This is a genomic window from Kaistia defluvii, from assembly GCF_040548815.1.
Lineage (GTDB): Bacteria > Pseudomonadota > Alphaproteobacteria > Rhizobiales > Kaistiaceae > Kaistia > Kaistia defluvii_A.
The window spans coordinates 622,027-648,871 of sequence record NZ_JBEPSM010000003.1 but is presented as its reverse complement, the minus strand read 5'-3'; the positions used below and the strand labels follow the sequence as shown (position 1 = coordinate 648,871).

19 protein-coding genes and 1 pseudogene are annotated in these 26,845 nt (G+C 64.7%); 10 read left to right on the top strand and 10 right to left on the bottom strand.

The features are described from left to right. Positions 1-120: 120 nt before the first annotated feature. From ABIE08_RS19850 to ABIE08_RS19830, 5 genes and pseudogenes are all read right to left on the bottom strand, one after another. Positions 121-2,418 (bottom strand): glycosyltransferase, encoded by a 2,298-nt coding sequence (locus tag ABIE08_RS19850; RefSeq protein WP_354553561.1) that lies wholly within the window; start codon positions 2,416-2,418, stop codon positions 121-123. Next, positions 2,415-5,531 (bottom strand): annotated as a pseudogene (locus ABIE08_RS19845) (glycosyltransferase). The gene ABIE08_RS19850 and the pseudogene ABIE08_RS19845 overlap by 4 nt, the downstream one beginning before the upstream one ends. A gap of 56 nt (positions 5,532-5,587) precedes the next feature. Beyond that, on the bottom strand, positions 5,588-7,798 hold the full coding sequence (gene glf, locus ABIE08_RS19840; RefSeq protein WP_354553624.1) for a UDP-galactopyranose mutase: 2,211 nt from the start codon (positions 7,796-7,798) through the stop codon (positions 5,588-5,590). 115 nt (positions 7,799-7,913) lie between these two features. Next, the gene (locus tag ABIE08_RS19835; RefSeq protein WP_354553623.1) at positions 7,914-8,900 is read right to left on the bottom strand and encodes a glycosyltransferase; all 987 of its coding nucleotides are present in this window, start codon (positions 8,898-8,900) and stop codon (positions 7,914-7,916) included. Between the two features lie 482 nt (positions 8,901-9,382). Beyond that, positions 9,383-10,033: a hypothetical protein gene (locus ABIE08_RS19830; protein WP_354553622.1), complete on the bottom strand. Its 651-nt coding sequence runs from the start codon at positions 10,031-10,033 to the stop codon at positions 9,383-9,385. Between the two features lie 293 nt (positions 10,034-10,326). Here ABIE08_RS19830 and ABIE08_RS19825 point away from each other — a divergent pair, with 293 nt between their 5' ends. The 5 genes from ABIE08_RS19825 to amyA all read left to right on the top strand — a co-directional run bounded on the left by ABIE08_RS19825 (position 10,327) and on the right by amyA (position 15,841). Beyond that, on the top strand, positions 10,327-10,842 hold the full coding sequence (locus ABIE08_RS19825; protein ID WP_354553560.1) for a ferritin-like domain-containing protein: 516 nt from the start codon (positions 10,327-10,329) through the stop codon (positions 10,840-10,842). Between the two features lie 84 nt (positions 10,843-10,926). After that, positions 10,927-11,220, top strand: a complete 294-nt coding sequence (locus ABIE08_RS19820; protein ID WP_266345015.1) for a PepSY domain-containing protein — start codon at positions 10,927-10,929, stop codon at positions 11,218-11,220. 24 nt (positions 11,221-11,244) lie between these two features. Continuing rightward, entirely contained in the window at positions 11,245-11,832 is a 588-nt protein-coding gene (locus ABIE08_RS19815) for a general stress protein (RefSeq protein ID WP_354553559.1), read from the top strand. Between the two features lie 312 nt (positions 11,833-12,144). Continuing rightward, the gene (locus ABIE08_RS19810; RefSeq protein WP_354553558.1) at positions 12,145-14,253 is read left to right on the top strand and encodes a catalase; all 2,109 of its coding nucleotides are present in this window, start codon (positions 12,145-12,147) and stop codon (positions 14,251-14,253) included. 37 nt (positions 14,254-14,290) lie between these two features. Next, positions 14,291-15,841, top strand: coding sequence for an alpha-amylase (gene amyA / locus ABIE08_RS19805; protein WP_436409579.1), 1,551 nt, complete (start codon positions 14,291-14,293; stop codon positions 15,839-15,841). Positions 15,842-15,949: 108 nt separating this feature from the next. Here amyA and ABIE08_RS19800 read toward each other — a convergent pair whose 3' ends face one another. The 4 genes from ABIE08_RS19800 to ABIE08_RS19785 are packed head-to-tail and all read right to left on the bottom strand — an operon-like array spanning position 15,950 to position 20,571. Beyond that, entirely contained in the window at positions 15,950-16,795 is an 846-nt protein-coding gene (locus ABIE08_RS19800) for an alpha/beta hydrolase (protein WP_354553556.1), read from the bottom strand. 10 nt (positions 16,796-16,805) lie between these two features. Beyond that, the gene (locus ABIE08_RS19795) at positions 16,806-18,293 is read right to left on the bottom strand and encodes an NAD-dependent succinate-semialdehyde dehydrogenase (protein ID WP_354553555.1); all 1,488 of its coding nucleotides are present in this window, start codon (positions 18,291-18,293) and stop codon (positions 16,806-16,808) included. 20 nt (positions 18,294-18,313) lie between these two features. Next, complete coding sequence (locus ABIE08_RS19790) at positions 18,314-19,540, bottom strand: iron-containing alcohol dehydrogenase (RefSeq protein ID WP_354553554.1); 1,227 nt, start codon at positions 19,538-19,540, stop codon at positions 18,314-18,316. An 11-nt stretch (positions 19,541-19,551) separates the two neighbouring features. Further along, entirely contained in the window at positions 19,552-20,571 is a 1,020-nt protein-coding gene (locus ABIE08_RS19785; protein ID WP_354553553.1) for an Ldh family oxidoreductase, read from the bottom strand. 98 nt (positions 20,572-20,669) lie between these two features. On the opposite strand from ABIE08_RS19785, the gene ABIE08_RS19780 reads away from it, so the two are divergent. The 5 genes from ABIE08_RS19780 to ABIE08_RS19760 all read left to right on the top strand — a co-directional run bounded on the left by ABIE08_RS19780 (position 20,670) and on the right by ABIE08_RS19760 (position 25,612). Next, a complete protein-coding gene (locus ABIE08_RS19780) occupies positions 20,670-21,362 on the top strand; it encodes a GntR family transcriptional regulator (RefSeq protein ID WP_354553552.1) in 693 nt (230 codons plus the stop codon). A 34-nt stretch (positions 21,363-21,396) separates the two neighbouring features. After that, positions 21,397-22,953, top strand: coding sequence for a sugar ABC transporter ATP-binding protein (locus tag ABIE08_RS19775; protein ID WP_354553551.1), 1,557 nt, complete (start codon positions 21,397-21,399; stop codon positions 22,951-22,953). Then, a complete protein-coding gene (locus ABIE08_RS19770; RefSeq protein WP_354553550.1) occupies positions 22,950-23,945 on the top strand; it encodes an ABC transporter permease in 996 nt (331 codons plus the stop codon). Before ABIE08_RS19775 ends, ABIE08_RS19770 begins: the two co-directional genes overlap by 4 nt. Positions 23,946-24,003: 58 nt before the next feature. Beyond that, a complete protein-coding gene (locus tag ABIE08_RS19765) occupies positions 24,004-24,957 on the top strand; it encodes a substrate-binding domain-containing protein (RefSeq protein ID WP_354553549.1) in 954 nt (317 codons plus the stop codon). Positions 24,958-25,018: 61 nt separating this feature from the next. Further along, a complete protein-coding gene (locus ABIE08_RS19760; protein WP_354553548.1) occupies positions 25,019-25,612 on the top strand; it encodes a DJ-1/PfpI family protein in 594 nt (197 codons plus the stop codon). A 156-nt stretch (positions 25,613-25,768) separates the two neighbouring features. Here ABIE08_RS19760 and ABIE08_RS19755 read toward each other — a convergent pair whose 3' ends face one another. Beyond that, complete coding sequence (locus ABIE08_RS19755) at positions 25,769-26,806, bottom strand: cupin domain-containing protein (protein ID WP_354553547.1); 1,038 nt, start codon at positions 26,804-26,806, stop codon at positions 25,769-25,771. Positions 26,807-26,845 lie beyond the last annotated feature (39 nt).

Sequence of the window (26,845 nt, the reverse complement as noted above, 5' to 3'; positions counted from 1 at the left end):
CTTTGGGTGATGGCCGCTGATAGCCAAGGAAGGCGCGGAAGCGCAAGCGCATTGACCAGCGCAGGGCGCAGGACGGAGCGACGCGAGTTCTCCGTGGGCGCTCTGACCGAAGCCGCCGGCTCAAGCGTCTGCCAGATGCTTCTGCGCGACCTTCACCTCGTCGTCCGCCTGGACGACCCGAGGCTGGAGATGGGTGGCATGCAGCGTCTGCACCCGGGCGAGTTCGTCCGCCAGGGGTTCGAATACGCCCCGTTGCCCATTCGTCCATTCCTGTTCCAGCAAACCGTTCTGGCAGGGACGGTCGTCGTCCCAGCCGAAATGGTTGAGAACCGGATAGAGGCAGAGGCCTTCCATCGGGACGCCCTTGGCACGGGCAAGTTCCAGCTCCGCGGCCACATAGCCCAGCCAGGCAGGACGCCGGTCGAATTCGATGCCCGTCTCGGCAAGCAGGATCGGCCGGCCATAGCGGCCATGGATCTCCATCAGCAGGCGATGGAGCGAGCGATATTGCGGATGGCCGATATCGATCGGCGGGCCGCCATGGATCCACTGGTTGTTGAAGTAGTAGTTGACCCCGACGATATCGAGCAGGTCCGGCGACCCGCCGAGTTGCGGCCAGCTCGCGCCGGCAATCATGTCCCAGGCCTGGTACTGGGCCTGCCGATGCCCCTCGGCCGCCCAGAATTCGTGTCGCCGGCCCGGATCGGTCACCACGTTGATGGCCGGGTCGGCATGTACGAAGCGCGCGCGCGGATCGACGTCGCGGATCGCATGCATGGCCACGATCGCCGCCCGCGTCAGCTGGACTTTCAGTTCGTGGCCCCGCCCCTGGCCAAAGGGGTTGAGATAGCCGGCGTCGCCGCCCGCCCAGGCCGAGAAGGAAATCTCGTTGACCGGGCAGTAGAAGGGAATGGCGTCGGAATAGTCCCGGACGCGCTGCGCCGCGGCGCGTGCGAAACGTTCGAAGCGATGGACGAATTCGGGTCGCCAGATGTCGATGTCGTCCGGCCATCCATAATGGAAAAGATCCCAGATCACCTGGGTGCCGGCCCGCTGGGCGGCGGCGAGCATGGGATCGAAGCTCGACCAGTCGTATTTCCCCGGCGTCGATTCGATGCGGTGCCAGCGGAGCCCGTCGCGCACCGTGCGGATGCCGCGCGCCGCCAGTTGGCGGTAATCGGCTTCTGCATGCCTGTCGTGCTGGCTAGACTGGAGGATGTCGAGCCGGCGGCCCGACCGAAGGCGGTGCGTCGAACACTCGAACCCGCCCTGCCAGTAGGATTGGAAGACGCTCGGCCGCGGCGCCGGCGAACGTTCGGCCATCACGGCATCGAACAGGGCGCGCCATTGCGGCAGCACGGCCTGCACGCTGTATCGCGCTTCGACCGATCGGCGCATGGCCGAACCGAGCCGCTGGCGCAGCGCGGGCGAGTCGAGCAGACGCAGCATGGCGGACGCCACCGCGGATGGGTCCTCATGCGAAACGAACAGGCCCGACACCTCGTCTTCAATCTGCTGCTGCGCGCCATTGTCCGGCGTTGCGATGATCGCCAATCCAGCCGCGCCAGCTTCGGCGATCACGTGTGGCATGCCCTCGCCACGCGACAGCCACGTGAAGATGTCGAGTGCGGCGCAGATCGCCGGCACGTCCTTGCGATCTCCCAGAAAGCGAAGGACGCCCTCCAGCTGATACTCGACCGCCAGGGCCTTTAGACGGTCCGCATATTCCGGCATGAAGGCGTCCGGCCCGCCGACGATCAGGAACTGCGCATCGGGCCTTTGTCGATGGACGATGGCGGCGGCCGCGATGAAATCCTCGACGCGCTTCTTGCTATCCAGCCGACCGATCCAACCGACCAACGGCACCGCCTCCTCCAGCCCGAGTTCCAGGCGGATTCGCATGCGGTCGCCGGCCTCAAATGCTTCGAGATCAACCATGGACGGGATTTCGATCGCGTGATGCTCGCGGCCCGGCATCCGGCTTGCCGCCGCATCCCGGATGGAGCGGCAGACGCCGACATAGCGATTGGTGAAATGCTTCGGTCCCGCCAACGCCTCCGACACCAGTCCGCCATGCTCGATCAGTGGCGGCCGCATATGAGCGCGCTCCAGGGCAGGATAGATGTCGGCCACGTTCTGGCATGAGACGACCAGATCGTAATCGGCGACCTTGCGGGCGAGATAGGCCACCGTGTCCTCGAAGGACAAGGCATAGGGGACCGTATCGACATCGACCCCCAGCTCCCGCAATTGCTCGTGGGTCTGGTCGGGCATGCCGGGCTTGTGGAAGCAGGCCACGACGTCGATGCGGTATTGCGCCGGGTCCAGATTTTGCGCCAGCAAGCGGGCTTCGGTCTCTTCGCCGCCCACGACGAGCCAGGCGAAGACAAACAGGATGCGGGTCGGTTCGCTGCTCACTCGGCCACCTGAAAGACGATCTGCATGAAATCGGGACGGTTCTCGACCAGCTCCGCCAGAAAGGCCGGCCCATCCTCGAACGGGACGATATGGGTGATGATCTCGCGCAGGATGGCCGGCGCCTCCGCCTGCAGTAGCGCCACCGTTTCCAGGGCCAGGCGCCGGCGGTCCCATAAATGGGCGAGCCCACGCGGCACGCGGTTGATCTGCGCGCAGCGGATGGTGAGGCCGTTGTGGTGAAACTCCTCGCCAAGCCTCAGCGCATCGGCGCCGCCTTGGTAGAAGGCGAGATCGATAACGGTCCCCTGCGGCCGCAAGGCGCGCAGGGCGGTGTGAAGGCTGCCCGCGTGGGCGCGCGTCTGGAACACGAAATCGGCGCCGCGCTCGCCCCCGCTGTGCCAGTGGGTGCGCGCATGCTTCCAGGCCTCCTCCTCGTCCATGGCCACAAAGCCCATCGCCATCAGCCGCTCGCGACGGAAGGCGGACGGATCGGCAACCACCACCTCGCTGGCGCCCGCCAGTCGCGCGAACATCGCCGTCATCAGACCGACCGAGCCGCCACCGATCACCAGCACCGGCTTGTCAGTCAGGGATTGGCCGAGCCGGCTGACGTTGGTGCCGAACTGCTCGGCATCGGCGTGCAGGATGCCGTTGGCGGCGATCGGGCCCATCTGGGCCACGAAGATGCCGAGGATCGGATCAAGTTCCGGCGGCAAGGGGATCAGCACGTCGCGGGCGGGATCGGCCGTGTGGCCTGTCTTGTGGCCGAAGGTGGTGGCCAGCACCTGGCCACGCCGGAAAGCGGGCGTGCGGCTTTCGATGACGCGCGCCACTTCCATGTAGCCCAGGAAGGGCACCGGATATTGCAGGCCCGGTTCGCCCTCGATGAACACGCCCCGGTCGCCATCCCAACGGGAATGGAAATAGGGGTTTGTGTGCTTCATGAAGGTGAGCTCGGTGCCGGCCGAGAAGCCGGTGTAGAGCGTCTGCAGCCGGACATGCCCCTCCGGCGGGTCGCCCTCGCCATAGGGGAAAGTGTAGGCCTGGCCCTCGCGTTCAATGCCGAGGGAGCGGATCTGTCGTTCGGACATGGTGCCCCTATCGGCCGGGAAGAATGTCGATTGCCCTGCCCTCGCGGGCGGACTGGCTGATGGCCAGGGCAACGCGATGGGTCTTGAGCGCCTCGCCATAGGGACAGCGGATGCGATTGGTCTCGCCACGGACCGCGTCGATGAAGTCCCGATCCTCCTTCCAGACCGGGTCGCTGCCGGCGTGCAGGACGGGTCGCCCCTGGCCGACGTCGATCATGATGTCATGGTCCGTAAGCTCCAGCGCCAATCCTTCCGCGAACAGATGAAGGCCGACCCGATGGCCCCATTCGAGCAGGCAGGTGGAGGCGAGATTGCCGATCGCGCCGGAAGCGAAGCGCAGGCTCGCCGTGCTGGCCGTTGGCACGTCGAGGCCCGGATAGGCGTCGCGATCCCTGTGGCCGGCGAGACCGAAGACCTGGACGACATCCCCCACCAGATACCGCGCGAGGTCGATGATATGCGTCGTCTGCTCGACCATCTGGCCGCCGGAGCGGTCCATTCGCCACCACCAGGGCGGCGGGGGCGTCTGGTCGAGCCAATAGCCGGAGATCAGCTGGGCCGGGTTGTCCGCGAGCCGGCGGCGCGCTTCCTCTACCGTGTCGATATAGCGCCAATGATAGCCGACGGCGGTGACGAGGCCGGCCTGCTCGACCGCAGCGGCCAGTTCCTCGGCGACTTCGAGATCCAGCGATAGCGGCTTTTCGACGAAGAAGGGCAGGCCGCGGGCAATCACCGCCCGCTCCGCCTCGCCATGCGCGAAGGGCGGAATGCAGATGTAGACGGCATCGAGCTCCGGATCCTCCAGCAGCGCCTGATGATCGGCATAGGCGCGGGCGCCGTAACGGGAAGCCGCGTCGACCGCCCGGTCAAAGTCGGTGTCGGCGAAGCCTGCCAGCTCCACGTCGTCGAACTGCTCAAGGACGCCCAGATGGCGGCGTGCGATGCCGCCGACGCCGATGAAGCCGATGCGGGTCTTGGTCATGGACTGGAACCTCATGCGCCCCGCCTTTGCAGGATCGATTGATAAAAAGCAGCCGTCTCCGCCGCCATGCGCGCGGCCGAGAAGCGGTCCGTGAAGCGGCGGAATGCGGCCTCGGCGGAGGCCTTGGCCCGTTCGGGATCGCCGAGCGCCGCGACGATCGCCTCGGCGAGGCCCGGCGCGCTGCCGGTTTCGGCCAGGAACGGGTGATCGCTGCCCAGAACCTCGACGGAACCGCCGGCCGTAGTCACCACAGCGGGCAACCCGGCCGAGACCGCCTCCAGCAGGGCAAGCGGCAACCCCTCGAACAGCGACGGCAGGACAAACAGGTCGGCTGCCGCCAGCAGGTCGGGAACGTCGTCGCGCTGGCCGAGGAAGAGGAAGTTTTCCTCCAGGCCGGACTGAAGGATCTGCTCCGCGAGCCGCGCCTCCTCCGGCCCGGTGCCGACCAGAACGAATCTTGTATGCGGGAACCGCTCAAGTACGGCAGGCGCGGCCTCGACCAGCAGGGAATGGCCCTTTTGCTCGGACAGGCGCGCCACGCTCAGCAGCATCTTGTCGCCGTCGCCTAGCCCCAGCGCATGGCACGTGTCCTCCCGCGCGCCGCTTGCGGGACGAGGCGCGACGCCGTTGCGGATGATCGTCAGCCGCGATCCGCCTTTGTCCCGGAAGGAGGCATGCACGGCCTCCGACACCGCGATGCGCCCGTCGGTGCTGAGCAGCATGGCGCGATAGGCAGCCTGCTGGACGGGGTCGGTCAAGAGATAGGGAAGATGCTCGGTCCGGAGCACGGCAAGACCGGCCGCCTTGCCGAACCGCGCCAGGTCGTGCCCTTCCCAGCCGATCCCCGCATGCACATGCAGGAGCGCGTTACCCAATCCGGCAAGCCAGGTACGGACTTGGGGAGGATTCTGCAGATCGAGCGCCTTGACGCCCAATCCGAGAGCGGCGCCCCGGTGGAGCAACAGGCGACCGGCCACATGGTCCGGGGCGGCCAGGATGACGTCATGGTCGGTTGCCAGGGCAGCGCCGAGGGTCAGCATGTGTTCGCCGACCCCGGAGGGCTCTTGGCTATCCGTCGCCAGAATGATTTTCGGCTTCAAACCGGCACCTCCTGGGTCTGGGCAAGATCGGCCCCCATCCGGCGATAGGTGGCCAATGCCTGGCCCACGACCTGATCCATGTTGTAGTAACGGTAGGTTCCAAGGCGGCCCACAAAGGTCACGTTCGGGTGCTCCCGCGAGAGCGCCTCGTATTGCTTGTAGAGCGCGGCATTTTCCGGCCGGGGGATTGGATAGTAGGGGTCGCCTGCATCCTGCGGGAATTCGTAGGTTATGCTGGTCTGCCGGTGGGTCTGGCCGGTCAGATGCTTGTATTCCGTGATGCGGGTATAGGGGATTTCGGGATCGGGATAGTTGACCACGGCGACAGGCTGGAAGCGCCGCTGCGCCAAGGTTTCGTGCTGGAAGCGCAGACTGCGGTAGGGCAAGGCGCCGAAGCGATGATCGAAATATTCGTCGATCGGGCCGGTATAGATGATCCGTTTCGCCAGTCCGTCGGCGCGCAGATCCCGGTAGTCCACGCCCAGAGCCAGCTCGATATTGTCGTGATCGAGCATGTTCTCGAACATCGCGGTGTAGCCATGAAGCGGCATGGCCTGGAACTGATCGAGGAAATACCGGTCGTCGGCATTGGAGCGCGTCGGCACGCGGGCGGTGACGGACTTGTCCAGCTCGCTCGGATCGACGCCCCATTGCTTGCGGGTATAGCCCTCGAAAAATGTCCGGTATAGTTCGCTGCCAACCTGATTGATGACGACGTCGCGGGCGCTGCGGATCATTTCCTGTGGCTCCGCCCGGGAGCGGAGGAATTCCTCGGTTTCCGCGTCGGTGCGCAGGTTCAGCTGATAGAGCGCGTTAAGCGTCGTCCGGTTGATCGGCATGGGCATCAGGCGCTCGCCGACCGAGGCCAGCACGCGATGCTGGTAAGGCCGCCACGCCGTGAAGCGCGATAGGTACGCGACGATGTCGTCGCTGTTGGTATGGAAGATGTGCGGGCCGTATTTGTGGACCAAGATGCCGGCGGCGTCATGGTGGTCATAGGCGTTGCCGCCGACATGCGGGCGGCGATCGCAGACCAACACCCGCTTGCCAGAGTCCGCAGCCAGCCGTTCGGCCAGGACGCTGCCGGCAAAGCCTGCGCCGACGATGAGGTAGTCATACGCGCCACCCTGCGCGTAGCGGCGTACGGCCGGGGCGGGAGGCGGCATCAGCCTGGCGCTGATCGCCTGGTCGACCAGCGCCGATATGCGGCGGAACGTGCCGTCCCAACTCATGGTCGCGAGCTTGGGGTCGATTTCCGGCAGGAACGTCGCGGGATCTGCCGCCAGCGCGGCCTCGCACGCCGCGATGAAGGCGGCAGGCGTGTCGGCGATGCGCACGGCTTCCGGATTATCGCCATAGGTGGCGACGACATCGACGATCGGCGTGGAGACGACCGGAAGTCCGGCCGCCAGATATTCCGGCGTCTTGGTCGGGCTGATGAACCGCGTCGCCTCGTTGATGGCGAACGGCATCAGCGCCACGTCCCAGGCCGCGAGGCAGGCCGGCAGGTCGCCATAGGCGCGCGGGCCCATGAAATGCAGGTTGGGCGCGCTCGGCAGTTCGTGGTGGCCGATCTTGGCGAGCGGTCCGACCATGACGATCGACCATTCCGGATGCGATCGGGCGAGTTCTGCCAGCAAGGGCAAGTCGATACGCTCGTCGATGACGCCGTAGAAGCCAAGCTTTTTGCCCGGAAGCGCCGCCATGTCCGCGGCGGGTTGGACGTCGCTGCGCGCCGTGGCGAAGTGCTCGATCTCGACGCCCGAGGGAAACAGATGGATGTTGTCGTGCCGGTTCCGCCGGGTTGAAAACAGGCTGGAGCCGCCCGTCAGGACCAGGTCGGAATTCTCCATGAGCTCCGCTTCCAGTTCCTTGAGCCGGGGCGGCGCAAAGCGGAAATTGGCAAGCTCGTCCATGCAGTCATAGACAACCGCCGACGCGTCCACATGCCGGGCAAAGCTGAACATGGACGGGCTGTAAAACCAGAGGATCGGTTTGATGATGCCATTGAGCCGCAGCATCAGGTCCAGCAGCTGCCGCAGTCCCGCCTCGCGCCGGGGCTCGTCCCAGTCGCGCGGCAGGCGCGGTCGGATCGACACTATGTTGGTGCCTTCATAGGGATGGGTTTCGAGATAGGGCGAGTGATGCTCGGTCGGGATGTATTCCTCGAAGAAATAGACCTGCCGGCTCCGGCCGAACCGGTTCATCAGATGCTGCGGCCGCTGCAGGACGAAGTCCCAGCGCAGATGCGAAAAGCAGATCAGCGGCGCCTGGATATTGCTGTTGGCGAAGCTCTTGAGAATTTGCTGGTTCATGGAGGCCTCACGCAAGCTCGGAAAGGGGATGGCGCTCGGCACGGATCGCTTCGAGCGAGCGGATCCGGGCGGCAAGCTTGGAAATGGAATGGGGCCACGCCCAGCGATCGAGAACGGTCTGGCGTGGGTTGAAGTCTGTGCGCTCAAGCGCTTCGAGAATGGCGACCTCGAAGCGGTCGGCGGGCGCGGCGATCCCGGTCTCGGGCTCGATGTACTGCAGCCCGCAGCGCAAGGCGTCGTTGGCGACCACTGGCAGACCGGCCAGCATGTATTCGGTCAGGATCGCAGGCGCGCCGTCATCGACGCCGCAAACGACCCCGACCCGGGCCTGATTGATCAGCCTGTTGACCTCGGCATGCGGCACCCCCGGCGGGCCGACGAAATCGACGTCCAGCCCTCGCTCGGCCGCAGCCTGGCGCAGCCGGTCGCCATCCTCGCCATATCCCATGACGCAGAGCGCCTTGAGCGGCCGGGGCGAACGGGCCAGCGCGTCGAGCAGGACGTCATGCCGCTTGTAGGGCTGGGCGGCAGCCACATAGACGACGTCATAGATCTTCGGGACATCGGGGATGGGAAAGAAGGTCTCCGGCGAAGCGAAGTCGGGACCGACCGGCAGGATGAGCGTGGGCATATCGGGATGCCGTTGCCGCACCTCGTCGCCCTGCCACCCGGCGCCGGTCAGCACGAGGTCGAAATGGCGGCTGACCTCGGGCGGCACGCGCAGGGCGGGCACGTCGATGGAATTGTAAATCTTGATGCTGTCGGCACAGGCTTCGAGAATTGGCTCGGAAACGCCAAGCCCCCAGACGCAGAGAATGCGCGGGGCACCCTGTCGCTCGATGAATTCAATCATGGTCTCGGAATGAAACGGGGCGGCACTATCGCTGACGGGAAAGGCGCGCCGCATGATGCCGTCATCGCCGTGGAAGACGGCCGTTCCCGTGCCACGGTGGTGGTGCCAGATCTCGGCATGGTCGGCCAATCCGGCTTGCACAGCCGCCAAAGGAAGTCGTTCCAGGTACCCCCCCTGAACGGGGGGCTTTGACGTCCTCTCCGCGACGTGATGGTCGAAGAGGGCCTCTGCCGGAAAGCTTGGATGCGGCTCCACGAGGTCGCTGATGACGACGATCGAACCGCCGAGAGAATTGCTGTCGACAAACAATCAAGCACCCCATTTTGGCGGACGAGGGGTGAAATCCCGGCTGGGTCGCTGCCTCGCAAGGGGTCTAATGGCGACGCTCTGGTTTACGTTCCCAAGGTTATTGCAGCGCACGCAACGCTTGACGCCGCTACGGCAACCCAAGCAGGCGTTCGTTTTCGGAGGGAACTTGAGAAATAAAGACCGGACCCGCGGACGCGAAAGTCCTGCTGGTTTCGAGCGCTAAGGAGAAAATCGGGATTCGGCCGACCCGGAAAACGGGAAAATCTTAAGCCGGCTTATTTGACTGCATTAAGAGCCGAAATATTTCGCACCCTTCAGCGCAGAAGTTCGTCGCGCTCGAACTCTTCCCAACCCTGAAGCTTTGGCGCCGGAAGCTTCTCCCGGCTCCGTCTAGCGGCCGACGACGGCACGGGCTTGGCCTTCGGCGCGCCCTTGCCGGAACGCGTCAAGGCGGCCTTCCCCGCCGCCCTTTTTCGGTTCTCCGACGCCTTCGCCGCGTCGTCCTCGCGCCATACGGTCACTAGGTCGCGATCCATGACGTCCTCGACATGACGCGGATCGAACACGTGAAAGGTAATCTTCTTGGCGCGTCCCCGAAGTTTCACCGTGCGCGTCCCGGCGCTTTGCAGGCGGCCGTCCTTGAGCCAACGATGCCGCTCGGTCGTGGAGATCGTCAGGATGTCCTCGATCTCGCGCGGGATCACGGGCAATGCCTCGATCCCGTCCAGCACACGGGTAACAACCGCTGCCGTGGCGGCAAAGGCTTCAGCGGAAGTCTCGGGCATGGTCAGGATGAGAATGCTGCCCTTGACCGAGAGCGCCTTCTTCGCTGCGGAAGGCAGTTTAGCCCGCATCTCCAGAAGGATGCCGTGAGCGCGCACCGACGATCCCAGGGTGACCGCCGCCGGCAGCACCCATTCTTGCACCCGCTCTGGAGCCCCGTTCTTTTTTGGCTGAGACGACATGAGTTCCAGATAGGCCTCCTCCCACGGGTCGAACAAGCCCTCTCCGCCAGAGAGCGTCACAAATGCGGTCTCCATGGATCCCGCCTGTCCCCCTCGGTTTCGATGAGCCCCATACAATCCCGACCACTTATGAGTGAGGCGAGAGCCTGCATGGTTTCCGTCCGACCCTCAGACCAGCGAACGGATTCGATGAGATTTCGTCGCCGATTTCAGGGAACGATAAGCGATCGAGATGGTTGATACCGCACAATCACGCACTCGGAATAAGTTTCCGAGTAGTCCGGAGGAAGATCATGGCCGCTGAGAAGAATTTGTCGGATGCGTTTTACGAGACGCTCAAGGATGTCTACTTTGCCGAGAAGCAGTCTGTAAAGGCGTGCAAGAAGTCGGCGAAGGCTGCACAGTCGCCTGAGCTGAAGAAGGCTTTCACGGACCATGGCGAGGAAAGCCAGGGACATGTCGAGCGTCTGGTGCAGGTTTTCGAAATTCTCGGTAAGCCGGCACGCGGCAAGACCTGCGATGCCATGGTGGGCATCACGTCCGAGATGGAAGAAGACCTGGAAGATTTCGGCGGAACGGCCGCCGCTGACGCCGTTCTGATCGGCTGCGGTCAGGCCATCGAGCATTACGAAATTGCCCGTTACGGCATGCTCAAGACCTGGGCGATGCAGCTTGGCATGAAAGACGCCGCCAAGCTTCTCGATGAGACGCTCCAGGAAGAGCACAAGGCGGACGCGTTGCTCACGCAGATCGCCGAAGCTGGCGTCAATGCCAGCGCCGAGGAAGGCCGCAAGGCCGCTCGCGCCTAACCCCCCTCACTCATTCTTCTCCCGGCCGTTTGCAACACGGTTTGCCGTGGCCGGGAGAGCTTTGTCTAAACCTGGAGATCCACCATGAAGAACCTCGTATTCGCCGGCCTTCTGATCGCTGCCTCCGCCGCGCCCGCCTTTGCGGAAGAGGCCAAGACCCCGGCCGTCGCTGGTGAGCAGACGAACCCGGCTGCTCCGGTCGCCGGCGCGAACAGCTTCACCGAAGACCAGGCCCGTGCTCGCGTCACCGACGCCGGCTACACCGACGTTTCGGCGCTGGTTAAGGACGCTGAGGGCATCTGGCGCGGCAAGGCATCGAAGGGCGGAGCCATGATGGACGTTGCCGTCGACTTCCAGGGCAACGTCACCAGCAAGTAAGTTTCGGAGTTGAAAGGACATATCATGACTACGACCGTTTCTGGACTGTTTGACACGCACGCAGATGCCACTGCCGCCGTTCGCGATCTTCAGGCTCTTGGCATTGCCCGCGATGATATCAGCGTGGTTGCTTCCAATGTCGACGGCGACGTCGATGCTTCGGACGTTGCCGTTGACGCCAGCGCCGGCGCGGGCATTGGCGCGGCCTTTGGCGGCCTCGGCGGCCTTCTCGCCGGCCTTGGCATCGTAGCCATTCCGGGCGTTGGCCCGGTCGTGGCGGCCGGCTGGCTGATCGCAACCGCAGCCGGCGCTGCGGCTGGCGCGGTCGTCGGTGGCGCAGCTGGCGGTATCGTCGGCGCCCTGACGGAATCCGGCGTGCCGGAGCGCGATGCGCATGTTTATGCCGAAGGCGTTCGCCGCGGCGGCACGCTGGTCACCGCCCGCGTTGCTGACGAGAAGGCTGAACTGGCTCGCGGCGTGCTGCATGACGCCCGCGCTGTCGACCTGGAGCGCCGTCGTAGCGATTACGAGACGGCCGGCTGGACCAGCTTCGACCCGGATGCGCCGATGCCCCCGAGGGATCGCGTCGGCACGTACAGCGACCGTATCTAAAGAAAGTGCGGGGCCTTCGGGCCCCGCTCCATTTTGGGGTGTCGCTCGAGAGCGACTACCTGCACTGTCAGGACGCGGCCCCAGATGCGCCGCCGTCTCGCCAAGATGAACGGTTGCCCAACCGGGAAGCTTGTTCAGGCTATCCCGCGCACGCCCAGCGTTCCTTCCTGAAATGCATAGCCGGCACCACGATTCCGCCGATCTCCCGCGCATTTCGGGGAACGGATCATGGCTTGCCCCCGTTGATGCGCAGCCGTCGCGTGAACCACGCGCAGCGCATTCCATCCAAGCACCACAACTGGGAGGAACCTCATGGACCCGAAAAGTCGCGTGAACTCGCCCGCCAAATTGGGCGATGAAGTCATTACTCGGGGCGCCGGAGGCGAGACGCACCAGACCACCGAGGGAGGGTACAAGACCCTCACGACGCAGCAGGGCATGCCGGTCGCAGACGATCAGAACACGCTTCGCCAAGGCGCGCGCGGCCCCGCGCTGATCGAAGATGGGCATTTCCGCGAGAAGATCTTCCACTTCGATCACGAGCGCATTCCCGAGCGCGTCGTCCATGCGAGAGGCTACGGCGCGCATGGCTTTTTTGAGACCTATCAACCACTTACCGATCTGACGCGCGCCGACATCTTTCAGCGCGCCGGCGAGAAGACCCCGGTTTTCGTGCGGTTTTCGACGGTCGCCGGCAACAAGGGCTCGGCCGATCTGGCGCGCGACGTGCGCGGTTTCGCCGTCAAGTTCTACACCAAGGAAGGCAACTGGGACCTGGTTGGCAACAACATCCCGGTCTTCTTCATCCAGGACGCGATCAAGTTCCCCGACCTGGTTCACTCCGTGAAGCAGGAACCGGACCGCGACTTCCCGCAGGCCCAGAGCGCGCACGACAATTTCTGGGATTTTGTGTCGCTGATGCCGGAAGCGATGCACATGATCATGTGGATCATGTCCGACCGGGCCATCCCGCGCTCGTTCCGCTTCATGGAGGGCTTCGGCGTCCACACGTTCCGGCTCGTCAATGCCGAGGGCAAGTCGACCTTCGTCAAGTTCCACTGGAAGCCCAAGCTCGGCATGCAGTCGGTCGTCTGGAACGAGGCGGTCAAGATCAACGGCGCCGATCCGGATTTCCACCGCCGCGATCTTTGGAACGCAATCCAGAGCGGTGACTATCCCGAGTGGGAACTCGGCCTGCAGACCTTTGACCAGGACTTTGCCGACAGTTTCGATTTCGACGTGCTCGATGCGACCAAGCTGATCCCCGAGGATATTCTTCCCGTGACGCCGGTCGGACGCCTCGTGCTCGATCGCATGCCGGAGAATTTCTTCGCCGAGACCGAGCAGGTCGCCTTCATGACGCAGAACATCGTCCCGGGCATCGACTTCTCGAACGATCCCCTGCTGCAGGGGCGGAATTTCTCCTATCTCGACACGCAGTTGAAGCGTCTCGGCGGGCCGAATTTCACGCATCTGCCCATCAATGCCCCGAAGTGCCCGTTCCATAATTTCCAGCAGGACGGCCACATGGCATTCCACAATCCAAAGGGACGGGCCAATTACGAGCCCAATTCCTGGGGGCCGGAAATCGGCGGACCGCGCGAGGCGCCCATGCAGGGCTTCCAGACCCTTGCCCAGGAACCCGAAGGTCCGAAGGTCCGGTTGCGCGCCGAGAGCTTCGCCGATCACTATAGCCAGGCCCGGCAGTTCTATCGCAGCCAGACGGCCATCGAGCAGAAGCACATCTCCGACGCGCTGGTCTTCGAACTAAGCAATTGCGAGACGCCCGCCATCCGGGAACGCGTGGTTTCGCACCTTCTCAACATCGATGGCGACCTGGCCAAGACGGTGGCTGCCGGCCTCGGCCTGCCCAACCTTCCGAAGGCCGCGACCCCGGCGGCGCAGCCCAAGATGGATCTGCCCACGTCGGATGCGCTCAGCATTCTCAAGAACGGGCCGAGCCATTTCAAGGGACGCAAGCTGGGCATCCTGATCACCGACGGCGTCGACGCCACTCTGCTGGCCGCCCTCGAGAAGGCGGTCGAAAAAGCTGGCGGCACTTTCGAGCGGATTGCGCCGACAGTCGGCGGCGTCAAGGCAAGCGACGGCACGCAACTACCCGCCCATCGCAAGATCGATGGCGGTCCCTCGGTGCTCTTCGACGCGGTGGCCATCCTCGCCAGCGAGGCCGGTCTCGCCGACCTGCTGAAGCTGCCGCCGGCGCGTGACTTCGTCGCCGATGCCTATGCGCACTACAAGTTCTGCGGCTTCACCGCCGCGGCGACGGGCCTGTTCGACAAGGCAGGACTGCCGAAAGAACTCGACGCAGGATTCGTCCAGCTCGCCCAGGCGGGCGACGCGGATCGCTTCATCCAGACCTGCGGCGCGCTGCGCTTCTGGGATCGCGTCGACGGCGCCTAAGCTCTATCCGCCAAGAACTACCGGAACGGTTGCTGTTTTGCCGCAGCAACCGTTTCTGTTTCCAGCCGTTTTCTCCCGCTCATCGCGGCGACACGAGGAAAACATGGCCCCACGGACTCTGCTTCAGTTCTTCCACTGGTACTATCCCGATGGCGGGCGTCTCTGGGGTGAAGTGGGGGAACGGGCCGATGCGCTCGCGAGCATGGGCATCACCGATGTCTGGCTGCCGCCGGCCTATAAGGGCGCCACCGGCGGCTATTCGGTCGGCTATGACAGTTACGACCTGTTCGATCTCGGCGAATTCGACCAGAAAGGCACCGTCGCCACCAAGTATGGCGATCGCGCCGGCCTTGAACAGGCGACAGGCGCGCTGCGCGCCAAGGGCCTGCGCGTCATTCATGACGTCGTCTTCAATCACAAGATGGGTGCAGACGAAGAAGAGGCCGTGCGCGTGCGCCGGGTCAATCCCGAGGACCGCACCCAGATCGAAGACGAGGCGTTCGAGGCCAAGGCCTACACCCGCTTCACCTTTCCGGGTCGCAACGGCCAATATTCGCAGTTCATCTGGGACGTGAAGTGCTTCAGCGGCGTCGATGTCATCAAGGACCCGGATGAAAGCGGGATCTTCCGGCTGGTCAACGAATATGGCGACGGCGAATGGAACGAGGAGGTCGACGCCGAAAACGGCAATTTCGACTTCCTGATGGGTGCCGACGTCGAGTTCCGCAACACGGCCGTCTATGAGGAACTGAAATATTGGGGCCGCTGGCTGCCGGAGCAGGTGCCGGTCGACGGGTTCCGGCTGGATGCGGCCAAGCACATCCCGGCCTGGTTCTTCCGTGATTGGGTCGGCCATATGCGCGACACCGTAGATCCCGAGCTCTTCGTGGTTGCCGAATACTGGCATCCCGACATGGAGACGCTCTCGAACTATCTGGAGCTGGTCGACAAGCAGTTGATGCTGTTCGATGTCGGACTGCACCACCGCTTTCATGACGCATCCGCCCAGGGTGCCGATTTCGACATGCGCACGATTTTCGACGGCTCGCTGGTGGCCGCGTCGCCGGAACATGCGGTGACGCTCGTCGACAACCACGACACCCAGCCCTTGCAAGCGCTGGAGGCTCCGGTCGAGCCCTGGTTCAAGCCGCTGGCCTATGCCTTGATCCTGTTGCGGGAACAGGGTGTCCCCTGCGTCTTCTACCCGGACCTGTTCGGCGCGCACTACACCGACAAGGGTGGCGACGGCAACGATCACGAGATCCACATGCCGGCGATCGAATGCCTGCCCAAGCTGATCGAAGCGCGGAGTCGTTTCGCGAATGGACCGCAGACGGACCTGTTCGACGACGCGAACTGCGTCGGGTTCATCCGGCACGGCACCGGAGAAGAGCCCGGCTGCGTGGTGGTCCTGTCCAATGGCGAGGGCGGCGAGAAATCGGTCGAGCTAGGCCCCGATCAGGCCGGCGCTACCTTCCACGATTTCCTGGGTCACCGGGACGACCAGATCGTGCTCGACGATCAGGGCCGAGCCGCCTTCCCGACCAATGGCGGCAGCGTGAGCGTGTGGGTCCGGTCCGAGTCCTAGCGTTCTCGCAGGCAGAGTGCCCCGTCGCGGAAAACGCGGCGAAAGATTAGGCCCGAGTCCGGCGGTCGTACAACGACGCTGGACTCGGGCCTAATCTTGCGGATCGCACTACGCTGGCGCCCGCGATCCCTCGATCAAGGCAGTCAACAAGGCACCTGCATCGGAGCCGGGACTGGCGAGATCCCGGACACTGTCCATGTGGTTTCGGGACCGAACCGAATGCAGCGTCACGGAGAGCCCCTGCCCCACCAGGACATCGCGAAAGGCTTGCGCCTGCTGGTGGAAGGGCGGCGTTTCCAACTCGCCGACGGCCACCACGACGCGGGTACCCGCGTCATGCCGATGGCGCATGGGCGAGAAGCGGGCGACCTCGTCGTCCGTGATGGCGATTTCCGCATGCAGGAATGAGGATTGCAGCGGCTGCAGCTCGTAAAGACCGCCCAGCAGCAGCGCCGCGCCCATGCCGGACGACGTCTCGGGATCGTCGAACAGGAACGTCGAGAGATGCGCGCCGGCGGAATGACCGCTGACGGTCAACCGGGATGCATCCCCGCCATAGTCGGCGATATTCGCAATCACCCATGCCTTGGCGCGCCGAACCTGATCGACGATCGTCGCCATCCGAACGGACGGCATCAGCGCGTAGTCGACGATGACGGCGATGGCGCCCGCCTGCGTCACGGTTTGCGCGACGCAGGAATAATCCTCCTTCGAGAACATCCGCCAATATCCGCCATGGATAAAGACATGGACGGGCATCAAGGGGCTGGGGTTGGCGGGGAAGAACAGGTCCACCGTCTCGGTCGGATCCTCTCCATAGGCGACGTTGGCGTGCATCGGCACCGCCGACCGCGTCTGCGCGCTGCGCGCTCGAATGTCCGCGACGATGGCGTCGAAATCAGCCACATGGTCGCGGATCCGGTACGGATCGAGCGTGGAATGCGCAGTCGCCATGATGGCCCCCTCAGAAACTGGTGGCGATGTATTTCGCCTCCATGAATTCGGCTATGCCGTGATGCTGACCGCCCTCGCGACCCAACCCGCTTTGCTTGACGCCACCAAACGGGGCGGCGGGATCGGAAACGAGGCCTCGGTTGAGCGCGATCATACCGGCTTCGATTCGCGATGCTACCCGCAAGCCGCGCGCCACATCGCGCGTGAAGATATAGGCCGCCAGACCATATTCCGTGTCGTTGGCGCGGGCGATCGCCTCGCTCTCCGTCTCGAAGCGATAGAGCGGCGCCACGGGACCGAAGATCTCCTCATGCGCCATTTCCGCCTCGGGCGAGACATCCGCCAGCACGGTCGGCGGATAGAAGAAGCCCTCCCCTTTGCCGACGGTGCCGCCGCACAGCACCCGCGCCCCGCGGCTGGTCGCATCCTCCACCAGGCGATCGATCTTCTGCACGGCCTTGCGGGTGATCATCGGGCCGCACTCGGTCGCATCGTCCGTGCCGGCGCCGACCTTGAGATTGGCCATGCGCTCGCGCAGCCCCTCGGCGAAGGCGTCATAGATGCCGGACTGCACATAGAGACGGTTGGCCGCCGTGCAGGCTTCGCCGGCATTGCGCATCTTGGCGACCATCGCGCCATCGAGCGCCGCCTGCAGATCTGCGTCGTCGAATACGACGAAGGGCGCGTTGCCGCCCAGTTCCATCGAACAGGAGATGACGTTCTTGGCCGCTTCCGCCAGCAGCGCGCGGCCGACACCGGTCGAGCCCGTGAAGGAGAGCTTGCGCACCGTCGGATCGGCGAGCATCCAGGCCGTCAGGGGGCCGGGGGTGGACGTGGTCAGGACGTTGACGACGCCGGGCGGAACACCGGCCTCTTCATAGAGCGCCGCCAGCGCATAGGCGGTGAGCGGCGTTTCGCTCGCGGGCTTCAGGATGACCGTGCAGCCGGCCGCCAGGGCCGGCGCGATCTTGCGGGTCGCCATCGCTGCTGGGAAATTCCACGGCGTGATCAGGACACAGACGCCGATCGGCTCGTAGTCGACGATGATGCGGTTGGTGCCGGCCGGCGCCCTGCCGAACTCGCCGGAGATGCGAACCGCTTCCTCGGCGTTCCAACGGAAGAACTCCGCCGCATAGGCGACCTCGCCGCGCGCATCGCGCAGCGCCTTGCCGTTCTCCAGCGAGATCAGCTTGGCCAGCATCTCCGAGCGTTCGACCATCAGATCAAAGCAGCGGCGCAGGATTTCCGAGCGCTTGCGCGGCGCGGTCTCCCGCCAGCCCTCGGCAGCAGCGGAAGCCGCCGCAACCGCGGCTGCGGCATCCTCCAGCGCGGCATCGGGCACGGACGCAATGATCTTGCCGGTCGACGGATCGGTGACGGCGATCACGCGACCGCTGCGGGAGGCATGCCAGGCGCCGTTGATGTAGAGACCGCGCGAAAATTCGGAAAGATCCAGTCCATGCGTTGTCGACGGATCGATTTGCTGACGAACGTTCATCGGAGTTTCTCCTGAAGGGTTCATTGAGCCGAGGCGGCGAGGTCGCCGTCATAAGCGGCCTGGACCAGGCGGCGCATGGCGTCGAGATCGAGGCTTCGCGGGTTGTTCTTGACCAGACGCCCGATGCCGAGGGCCTGCTCGGCGGTCCAGTCGACCTTGTCGGCGGGCAATCCAAGCGCGGCGAGCGTCGGCGTGATGCCGATCGCCGCGAACAGGCGGCTGATCTCGGCGATCGTGGCATCCGCCATCGCCTCGACGCTCCGGCCTTCGCCATCAACGCCCAGCGCGGCGCCAACCTCGGCGATCTGCTCTGCCACCACGGCGCGGTTATAGGTCATCACGTAGGGCAGCATGGTCGCGACCCCGAGGCCATGCGGCGTGTGGGTAAGCGCGCCGACCGGATATTGCACGGCGTGGGCCGCGGCGGTGCCGGCGGTGCCGAAGGCACAGCCCGCGGCCAGCGCGCCCATCATGACGTCGGCGCGTGCATCCTCGTCGCTGCCATCCGTGCAGGCCCGTTCGAGCCCGCGCCCCAGCAGCTTGATCGCCAGAAGCGCGAAGTGATCGGTGAGATCGCTCCTGCCAATGAAGACATGCTGCTGCGCCAGCTCGGCTCCGTTCCCGCGCCGCGCCGCCGTGAATGCCTCGATGGCATGGGTGAGCGCATCCGCCCCGGCGATGGCCGTCAGGCCACGCGGGCAGGTCATGGTCAGCTCTGGATCGCAGATCGCGGCGGCGGCGATCAGATACGGGCTGGAAATACCGACCTTGAGCGTCTTTTCCGGATCGGAAATCACGGCAACCGGCGTGACTTCGGATCCCGTGCCAGCCGTGGTCGGCACGGCGATGACAGGCATGACAGGCCCGGGAATCCGGAACTCGCCATAATAGTCCTGCAGCACGCCGCCATGGGTGAGGAGAAGCGCCGCGCATTTGGCCATGTCGAGACAGCTGCCGCCGCCAATGCCGATGACCATGTCGGGGGCGAAGGCCCGCGCCGCCTCGACGCAAACGGCGACGCTGTCGCGCGGGACGTCCGGCAGGATCTGATCATAGACCAGCACCTCGATCGACGCGGCGCGCAATCCCTCGACGCTCCGGGCGAACATTTCCGTTCCGGCAAATCGCTCATCCGTGCAGATCAGCGCACGCTTGCCGAGCTTGCCCGCCACATCGGGAAGCGCGTGGCGCTGGCCTTTGCCGAACAGGATTTCGCGCGGAAGCCTCAGGGCTGCAAACAGGCTCACTGGTGTTTTCCTTAAAGAACCGAGGAGGGGGTGAGATTCAGGCTGTTCAACGCGTCCCAGAGCGGGACCTCGATCGGGAAGCCGTCGGCCAGCGATGCTTGCCGCCGCCGCGAGGCGCCGTCGCCCGGAATGCTGACGGCGATCTCGGGATCGGCGGGCACGGATGACCGGACGGCGTCGAGATAGGCGGAGAGACGGAGCGCCAAATCGGGCGCGGCAAGCGTGTCGATCGCGATCAGCACGTCGCCCTTGTTGCAGGCGATGCGATCATCCAGCGTGCCCTGGATATCGGGCGCGAGCGCCGATCCCGCGAGCGCGGCGACGAGCAGTTCGATGGCCATGCCGAGCCCATAGCCCTTGGCGCCGCCGAACGGCGCGATCGCGCCTTGGGTCGCGCGGGCGGCGTCCGTCGTCGGACGTCCCTCGGCGTCGCGCGCCCAGCCGGCCGGAATCGGCCAGCCATTGGCGGCGTGGTAGTGGATCTTGCCCATCGAGACGGTGCTGGTCGCGAGATCCAGCACCATCGGGCGGTCCGCCGTGGGAATGGCGATCGCGATGGGGTTGGTGCCGAGCATCGCCCGCGTGCCGCCATGGGGGTGGACCAGCGCCTCGCTCGAGGACATGGCGATGCCGATGCGCCCGCGGGCCGCGATGTGCTCGACATAGTGCGCCAGCATGCCGAGATGGTTGTTATTGCGGATCGCGGCCAAGGCGATCCCGGTCTCGGCAATACGCTCCTCCAGGCGACCCAGCGCCGCCATGGCTACAACCGGGCCGAGCCCTTTCTTGCCGTCGACATCCAGCACGGCGCCGGAGCGCCAGCGCGCCTCGCCGGTGGTTTTGCCGTCGATCAAACCTTTTTCGAGACGGCTCAGGATACGTGGCAGCCGCTGCAGACCATGCGACGGGTGCCCCTTCAGCTCGGCCTCCACCAGCACGCGCGATTGGATAAGCGCATGACTTTCCGGCACTTTTCTCTGATCGAGGAGGTCCATGGCCAGCGCCATGGCTGCCTGTTCGGTGATGTTCACGAGCTCACTCTATATCAGATCCTATAGGATATAGTATTGCGTTGGCCCAAATAGCCTGCTAGGTCTGGCTCCTGTCAATAGGCAAAAGACGGAAGAAGATGACTTCAACCCGCTTCACGGACACAACCCAGGGCAGTGCCGTCATTCACCGGGCCAACAGCCTGGCCGAGGACGTCTATGAGGCGATCTTCAACCAGCTGATGTCCCTCAAGATCGCGCCGGGCTCACGCATCACGGTCGACAGCCTCGTCAAGGAGTTCAGCGTCTCGCAGACGCCGATCCGCGAAGCGCTGGGCCGGCTGGAAGGCGAAGGCCTCGTCGTGAAGACCCATCTCGTCGGGTATAGGGCCGCTCCGCAGATCACGCGCCGCCGCTTTGACGAACTTTACGAGCTTCGGCTGCTGCTCGAGCCGGACGCCGCGGCCAAGGCCGCGTCAGCGATGGACGCCGAGAAGCTCGCCATTCTTCGCGAGGCCGCAGGCGTGATGGCGGGCCGCGAAGGCAAGGACGACCACGTCCATTACTCGACCTTCGCCCGGCTCGACGCGATTTTCCACGACCGGATCATGGAGTTCGCGGGCAACCAGCTCATCCGCGAGATGCTGGGCTTCCAGCATACCCACTTTCACATCTTCCGCCTGATGTTCCATTGGCGCGTTACGGCAGAAGCGCTGGACGAGCACCAGGCGCTGCTGGACGCCTTCGCGGTCGCGGATCCGGAAGCGGCCGCCAAGGCGATGCGCGCGCATATCGAACACTCGCGGGACCGGCTGCTGCCGGCCTTCGACTGAACCGTACCCCGTCTCCATGGCACGCGATCCGGACATGCAACAGACGCCGCCCCGCCACGACGCTAAGCAGGCTGAACCCTGCCTGCTGCGCACGGCGAACCTCTCCAAGCAGTACGGCCCCGTCACGGTGCTGTCGAATGTCGGCATCGACATTCATGCCGGCGAGATCCATGCCATCATCGGCGAGAACGGCGCGGGGAAGTCGACGCTGATGCGCCTGATTTCCGGCTATGTGCAGCCGAGCGCGGGCACGATTGCCGTGTCGGGAAAACCGGTCGCCTTCGCCACGCCGCATCAGGCGGAAGAAGCCGGCATCGTTCTGGTCCACCAGGAGATTCTCCTGGCCGAAGGGCTGACGGTCGCCGAGAACCTGTTCCTGGGCCGCGAGCTCACGCGCAACGGGCTGGTCGATGACCGAACCATGCATCGGATCGCCCGCGAAAAGCTGGACGAGCTGGGCTGCCACGTCTCGCCCCGGACGCTCGTGCGCGACGTCGGGCTCGCGGACCGGCAGTTGATCCAGATCGGGCGCGCCCTGCTCGACGACCACAAGCTGGTGATCTTCGACGAGCCGACCGCGGTCCTGACGGGCAGTGAGGTCGAGCGATTGCTTGAGATCGTGCTGCGCCTGAAGGACCGCAATATGGGGGTCCTCTATATCAGCCATCGGCTCGATGAGGTGCAGCGCCTGGCCGACAAGGTCACCGTCCTGCGCGACGGCAAGATGATCGGCACCTATGCCGGCCATACGCTGAGCCAGATGGACATGGCCGAGCTGATGGTCGGGCGCGAGCTTTCGGCGCTCTACCCGCCCAAGAGCGAGGCCCCGCGCGGCGAGGCCATCCTACGAGTTAACAACGCGACCGTTCCTGGCTACGCCAACGACGTCTCGTTCACCCTGCACCGAGGCGAGATCCTGGGATTTGCCGGCATGATCGGCGCCGGGCGAACCGAATTGTTCGAGGGCATCGTCGGCCTGCGGCCGGTCGACGCCCGCGTCGAGCTGCATGGCCAGCCAATCGCCATCCGCTCGCCGCGCGAGGCCATCGACGCCGGCATCGGCTATCTGACCGAGGACCGGAAGGGCAAGGGCCTGCTGCTGCAGGAGCGGCTGGCACCCAACCTGACCCTGTCGGCGCTTCGTCGCCTCAATCCAGGCCTGTGGCTGCGCAAGCGCCAGGAGGCGGTCGCGCTGGACCAGGCCGTCGACCAGTACGACATCCGTGTCCGCAGCCTCCGCCTGCATGCAGGTCAGCTCTCGGGCGGCAACCAGCAGAAGCTGCTGCTCGCCAAGATCCTGCTGACCAACCCCAGCGTCGTGATCATCGACGAGCCCACGCGCGGCATCGACATCGCCAACAAGGCGCAGATCTACACCTTCATCCGCAAGCTGGTGAGCGAGGGCAAGGCCTGCGTGGTCATTTCATCCGAGATGCAGGAACTGATCGGCCTTTGCGACCGGATCCTGGTCATGCGCCAGGGCCGGATCAATGGCGAGATCGCTGGCGAGCGGATGACGGAAAGCAATATCGCATGGCTCGCCACCGCCGAGGCGGGGGTCGCCCACGCGACCGAGGGAGGAAGAGTATGAGCGTTGCAACGACAGAGCCCGGAAGGCTCGAGCGCGACAGGGATTTCAACTTCAACTGGACCGCGGCGGGCCCATTCCTGGCGCTGCTGGTGCTGCTCGCCATCGGCTTTGTGATCAATCCGGACTTCCTGTCCGCGACCAATCTCAGCAACGTCATAACGCGCAGCGCCTTCATCGCGATCATCGCCGTCGGCGCGACCTTCGTGATCTCCTCGGGCGGACTCGATCTCTCGGTCGGCTCGATGGCCGCCTTCATCACCGGCATCACCATCATGTGCATGAACATGATGGTGCCGAATGTCGGCGTCTGGTCGATCCCGGCCGGCATGGCGATTGCCATCCTGGCGGGCATCGCCTGCGGCCTCGTCAACGGCGTCATCGTCACCGTCGGCAAGATCGAGCCCTTCATCGCGACACTGGGGACGATGGGCATCTTCCGCGCCCTGATCACCTACATGTCGGATGGCGGCACGATCCCGATCGATCGCACGCTGCGCGAAGCCTACCGGCCGGTCTATTTCGGCACGGTCGCCGGCATTCCGCTGCCGATCCTCATCTCGCTCGCCGTGGCGGCGCTGGGCGCCTTCATCCTCTACAAGACGAAATATGGCCGCCAATGCGCCGCCGCCGGTGCCAATGAGGATGTGGCGCGCTATTCCGGCATCTCGATCATCCGCACCCGGACGATCGCCTATGTGATCCAGGGCGCCTGCGTCGCCATCGCCGCGATCTGCTACGTGCCACGCCTCGGCGCGGCAACGCCGACCACCGGCGTGCTGTGGGAACTTCAGGTGATTACCGCGGTCGTGATCGGCGGCACGGCGCTGCGCGGCGGCAAGGGACGGATCTGGGGCACCGTCGCCGGCGCCGTCATCCTCGAGCTGATCGCCAACCTGATGGTGCTCTCGGACTTCGTATCCGAATACCTCGTGGCCGCTGTGCAGGGCGTCATCATCATCATCGCCATGCTGATCCAGAGGTTCTCGAAATAGCCCGCGCCGGACCACGCGGGTCTCGTTCTCGATCGGTCCATCTTAACGGGAGGAATCAATGACAAAAACGAAATGGGCAGTAACCGCCGCGACCCTTGGCGCGCTTCTCCTGGCAGGCAACGCCATCGCCGCGGACAAGAAGGTCGTCGCCGTCTCGATCCCCGCAGCCGACCATGGCTGGACGTCCGGCATCGTCTATCATGCCCAGGCCGCGGCCAAGGAAATCAACGCCGCCTTCCCGAATGTGGAAGTCGTCGTCAAGACCTCGCCCTCGGCCGCCGCGCAGGTCAGCGCGCTGGAAGATCTGTCGGCCGGGCGCAAGCTCGACGCGCTCGTGATCCTTCCGCACACCTCGGAAGAGCTCACCATGCCGGTCAAGGCGGTGAAGGAGGGAGGCACCTTCATCACCGTGGTCGATCGCGGCCTGAACGATCCGGCGATCCAGGATCTCTATCTGGCCGGCGACAACATCGCCGTCGGCAAGAACACGGCCAAGTTCCTGGTCGACAAGTTGGGCGGCAAGGGCAATCTCGTCGTGCTGCGCGGCATTCCGACCGTCATCGACGACGAGCGCATCCAGGGCTTCAAGGATGGCATCGCCGGATCCGACCTCAAGATCCTCGACATCCAGTACGCGAACTGGAACAGCGACGATGCCTTCAAGCTGATGCAGGACTATCTGGCCAAGTATCCGCAGATCGATGCGGTCTGGGCCAATGACGACGACATGCTGCTGGGCGTCCTCGAGGCCATCAAGCAGTCGAGCCGTACCGAGATCAAGTACGCGCTCGGCGGCAACGGCATGAAGGAAATCATCAAGAAGGTGATCGACGGCGACGCGATGACGCCCGTCGAGACCCCCTATCCGCCGTCGATGATCAAGACCGCAATCTACATGACGGTCGCCAACCTCATCGGCCAGGCCCCGATCCGGGGCGTCGTGAAGCTCGACGCACCGCTGATCACCAAGGACAATGCGGCGGAATACTACTTCCCCGATTCGCCGTTCTAAAAACGGACTGGCAGGCGGGTCGACGACCCGCCTGCCCTTCAACCGCACGAAGGAAGCAAGAATGCCCGGCAAGAAAATCCTGATGCTCACCGGCGACTTCACCGAGGAATACGAGATCTTCGTGTTCCAGCAGGCGATGGAGGCCGTTGGCCACACGGTTCACGTGATTTGCCCCGACAAAAAGGCCGGCGACATCCTCAAGACGTCGCTGCACGATTTTGAAGGCGACCAGACCTATACCGAGAAGCCCGGTCATCACTTCATCATCAACAAGACCTTCTCGGAAGCCGAAGCCCAGTTGGACCGCTACGACGCCGTCTATGCGGCGGGCGGCCGTGGCCCCGAATATATCCGTACCGACAAGCGCGTGCAGGCGATCGTCCGGCACTTCCACGAGGCGCAGAAGCCGATCTTCACGATCTGCCACGGCGTCCAGATCCTGATCGCGGTCGATGGCGTGGTGCGCGGCAAGAAGGTCGCGGCCCTTGGCGCCTGCGAGCCGGAAGTGATCCTGGCCGGCGGCACCTATATCGACCTTTCGCCCACCGATGCCTATGTCGACGGCACGATGGTCTCGGCCAAGGGCTGGACGGCGCTGGCGGCGTTCATCCGCGAATGCCTGAAGGTTCTCGGCACCGAGATCCGGCACACCTGACCCCACCGCTAGCGAGGTCGCTGGCCGAGCCGCGGCCTGCCTCTGGGTCTACAGAGTGGTACCGACATGCAAGGGGCGCCCAGTGGGCGCCCCTTTTCGTGTTGTTCCGGCCGAGGCGGACGGGAGAGCGTTGCCGCCCTCCCCGCCCTTGGCGGGCTAGCGCTTGGGAACGAAGAAGTGCTCTTCCTTCGGCAGCTTCGCGACCGTCTCCGGCGGCAAGCCGAGATTGGTCACGAGAACGTCCGCGGGGTTTGTCGCCAGCCAGGTCGACAGATCGTTCGATTCATATTTCGGGCTGTTGAAGCCGATCAGAACCTTCAGGACCGTGGTGCCCGTGTTCTTGATGTAGTGACCGGCGCCCATCGGCACGTAGCCGATATCGCCCGCTTCGTACTGGTCCGTGACCGTCGTCGCCTCGGCCAGGAAGACGGCCATCTCGGCGGTGCCTTCGAGGAAATACTGCCATTCGTCGGCATTCGGATGCCAATGCAGTTCGCGCATGGCGCCCGGCTGGATCTCCAGCACCGACCCGGCCATCGTCGTCGAGATCGGGAACTCGTCGACCGTCACCGTGCGCTGGACACCGCCGCCCGGCACCCGGCGCGGCTCCTGCGCCATCAGCGGATAGCGATGGGTGGTGACCAGCTTCGGATCCTTCTGCGGGGCCGAGATGAACGACGCGTCATCCGGCACGGCGCCCTTGGCGAAATAGGCCTCGCCCTTCGGCAGCAGGGCCACTTCCTCGGGCGAAATGCCGAGGCTCTGCGCGACCACTTCCGGCGGGGTATGCGCCAGCCAGTCGGTGATGCTGAAGGTGTGATCTTCGGAGAAATCACCGTTGTCGAAGATCAGGATGAAGTGGCACTCGTCCGGGCCGACGCCCTGGATCGAATGACCCCAGCCGCGCGGAAAATACCAGATGTCGCCGGGCGAGAACGTGTCGATGGCCCAGCTTCCATCCGGGCGCATCAGCGTCGTGCGAACGCTGCCCGAGATCACATAGCCCCATTCGGCGGCATTCGCGTGCCAATGAAGTTCCCGCATACCGCCGGGCTCGACGCGCATCGAGACGCCGGCGATGCCCTGGCTGGCCGGGAACTGATGCACCGAGGCGCCCCGGGTGATGCCGCCCGGTCCAAGCCGCGGCTTTTCCTTTTCGAGCTGATACTTGAAGGACAGAGTCGTCTCAGCCATGTGCATTCTCCTTGGGTTGAAGGTGAGGATTGGGACCGC

Coding starts and splice junctions, on each gene's coding strand:
- glf (WP_354553624.1), bottom strand. CDS start 7,798: ATGAACCGGTTCGGCCGGAGCCGGCAGGTCTATTTCTTCGAGGAATAC.
- ABIE08_RS19830 (WP_354553622.1), bottom strand. CDS start 10,033: ATGTCGTCTCAGCCAAAAAAGAACGGGGCTCCAGAGCGGGTGCAAGAA.
- ABIE08_RS19825 (WP_354553560.1), top strand. CDS start 10,327: ATGGCCGCTGAGAAGAATTTGTCGGATGCGTTTTACGAGACGCTCAAG.
- ABIE08_RS19820 (WP_266345015.1), top strand. CDS start 10,927: ATGAAGAACCTCGTATTCGCCGGCCTTCTGATCGCTGCCTCCGCCGCG.
- ABIE08_RS19815 (WP_354553559.1), top strand. CDS start 11,245: ATGACTACGACCGTTTCTGGACTGTTTGACACGCACGCAGATGCCACT.
- ABIE08_RS19810 (WP_354553558.1), top strand. CDS start 12,145: ATGGACCCGAAAAGTCGCGTGAACTCGCCCGCCAAATTGGGCGATGAA.
- ABIE08_RS19800 (WP_354553556.1), bottom strand. CDS start 16,795: ATGGCGACTGCGCATTCCACGCTCGATCCGTACCGGATCCGCGACCAT.
- ABIE08_RS19795 (WP_354553555.1), bottom strand. CDS start 18,293: ATGAACGTTCGTCAGCAAATCGATCCGTCGACAACGCATGGACTGGAT.
- ABIE08_RS19780 (WP_354553552.1), top strand. CDS start 20,670: ATGACTTCAACCCGCTTCACGGACACAACCCAGGGCAGTGCCGTCATT.
- ABIE08_RS19775 (WP_354553551.1), top strand. CDS start 21,397: ATGCAACAGACGCCGCCCCGCCACGACGCTAAGCAGGCTGAACCCTGC.
- ABIE08_RS19770 (WP_354553550.1), top strand. CDS start 22,950: ATGAGCGTTGCAACGACAGAGCCCGGAAGGCTCGAGCGCGACAGGGAT.
- ABIE08_RS19765 (WP_354553549.1), top strand. CDS start 24,004: ATGACAAAAACGAAATGGGCAGTAACCGCCGCGACCCTTGGCGCGCTT.
- ABIE08_RS19760 (WP_354553548.1), top strand. CDS start 25,019: ATGCCCGGCAAGAAAATCCTGATGCTCACCGGCGACTTCACCGAGGAA.
- ABIE08_RS19755 (WP_354553547.1), bottom strand. CDS start 26,806: ATGGCTGAGACGACTCTGTCCTTCAAGTATCAGCTCGAAAAGGAAAAG.